General features: G+C 27.7%; 1 protein-coding gene and 2 tRNA genes. 2 read left to right on the top strand and 1 reads right to left on the bottom strand.

The window, feature by feature from the left end:
- Positions 1–1,495 (bottom strand): glutamine--tRNA ligase (gene glnS, locus LDP10_RS02800; RefSeq protein WP_265197229.1); only part of this gene is annotated, 1,495 nt, incomplete at its 3' end.
- A 295-nt stretch (positions 1,496–1,790) separates the two neighbouring features.
- Between glnS and LDP10_RS02805 the strand changes: the two genes are divergently transcribed.
- Together LDP10_RS02805 and LDP10_RS02810 are read left to right on the top strand one after the other, a co-directional pair.
- Positions 1,791–1,864, top strand: a tRNA-Met gene (locus LDP10_RS02805).
- Between the two features lie 18 nt (positions 1,865–1,882).
- Positions 1,883–1,964: transfer RNA gene (locus LDP10_RS02810), tRNA-Leu, on the top strand.
- The last annotated feature ends 87 nt before the right edge of the window (positions 1,965–2,051 follow it).

The following is a 2,051-nucleotide window of genomic DNA, read 5'->3' on the forward strand; positions in this document are numbered from 1 at the left end:
TTAAAAATGATTTTGGATTTATGTAGTTTAAAAAATTTTTTTCTTTTTCTGGGTTTTTTACAGTAAATAATGTATTGTATAAATGGAAGGTTGCTGATGATGCGTGTTTTGTAGATAACCAATGGATAACACCTTTTATTTTTCTATTTTTTGGATTTTTTCCTAAAGTATTAAAATCACAGGTACATACAATATTGATAATATTATTTTCGATATCTTTTTTTACTTTTATAGCTTTAATTACATAACCGTAACGTAATCTTATTTCTTGACCTAGTATTAATCCACGATAATCTTTTTTATTTGTTTCATGAAAATCAAAGTAATCGATATATAATTCGTTAGTAAATGGTAAAGAACGAAAACCCATGGAATTATTAGTAGGATGATTGGGAACTGTAAAAATTTCTTGATAATTACTAGGTACATTAGATAAAAGTATTTTAATTGGATTCAGTATAGCCATGTTACGTGGAGCTGTTTCGTTTAGTTCATTTCGTATACATGATTCTAGAGAGGATGTTTCTATTAAATTATCTTGTTTAGTAATACCTATCTTTTGACAAAATGTACGTATTGAAGATGGTGTATACCCACGGCGACGTAATCCTGTAATAGTCGGCATTCTAGGATCATCCCATCCATTTACTATTTTTTTATTGACAAGGATATTTAGTTTCCTTTTAGACAAAATAGTATATTCTAAATTTAGTCTAGAGTATTCGTATTGATTAGGTCGATGTTGAATAGTTATATTGTCGAGTATCCAGTCATATAATCTTCGATTATCTTGAAATTCTAGAGTACAAATAGAGTGTGTGATACCTTCCAACGAATCTGATATACAATGTGAAAAATCATAAGTTGGATATATACACCATTGATCTTTAGTTTGGTGATGGTTTGAAAATATTATGCGATATAGAACAGGATCTCGCATTATCATAAATGGAGAACTCATGTCTATTTTTGCACGTAAACATGCTGTACCTGTTGAAAAATGACCATTTTTCATTTTTTCAAATAGCAACATATTTTCTGTTACACTTCGGTTTCTATATGGACTATTAATTCCTGGTTTTTTTAAAGTTCCTCTATATTGACGTATTTCTTCTTTATTTAATTGATCGACATAGGCTAATCCTTTTGCAATTAATTCTATGGCATATTTTTTAAATATATTAAAATATTTTGATGAATATTGAATTTCGCCATTCCATTGAAAACCTAGCCATTTAATGTCTTTTTTTATGGCATTAATATACTCTATGTTTTCTTTTGTAGGATTAGTATCATCAAATCGTAAATTACATTTACCCTTATAATATTTAGCTAGTCCAAAATTTAAACATATTGATTTTGCATGACCAATATGAAGGTAGCCATTTGGTTCAGGTGGAAATCGTGTTTGTAAATAGGAATACTTTTTTTTCTTTAAATCTCTTTCGATAATTTTTTTAATAAAATTAGAATTAGAAGAAGTATTTTCTTTCATTTTTACCTTGATATTTATCTAAACGTATTAGATTTTGTATTTTACAATCAGTTATTAATTATTGTTGATATTAAATAATAATGATAAAAATAATTATATTTTATAAAAAATAAAATTTTATTATATTTATTCATTAATGTTAATTTAACATTAATTTTGAGTATTATGTATATAATATTTTTTTGTAGAAAATAGTATACTATGAAGTGAGGTTTTTTATTTATTTAAATATTTTTATATAAATTTATTGACGATGAGTAATTTATTTAGCATAATTTAAATATTAAATAAAAGAGGCTACGTAGCTCAGTTGGTTAGAGCACAGCACTCATAACGCTGGGGTCATGGGTTCGAATCCCGTCGTAGCTAATATTTGTTAAGATATTTGCGGAAGTGGCGAAATTGGTAGACGCACCAGATTTAGGTTCTGGCACCGAAAGGTTTGCGAGTTCAAATCTCGCCTTCCGTATAATGCGTAATCAAAGATGATTTAGTTTCTAAGTTGTTTTTTGGGGTATAGCCAAGAGGTAAGGCACCGGTTTTTGATACCGGCATC

This window comes from Buchnera aphidicola (Pemphigus obesinymphae) (assembly GCF_026122815.1).
GTDB classification, from domain to species: domain Bacteria; phylum Pseudomonadota; class Gammaproteobacteria; order Enterobacterales; family Enterobacteriaceae; genus Buchnera_C; species Buchnera_C aphidicola_BJ.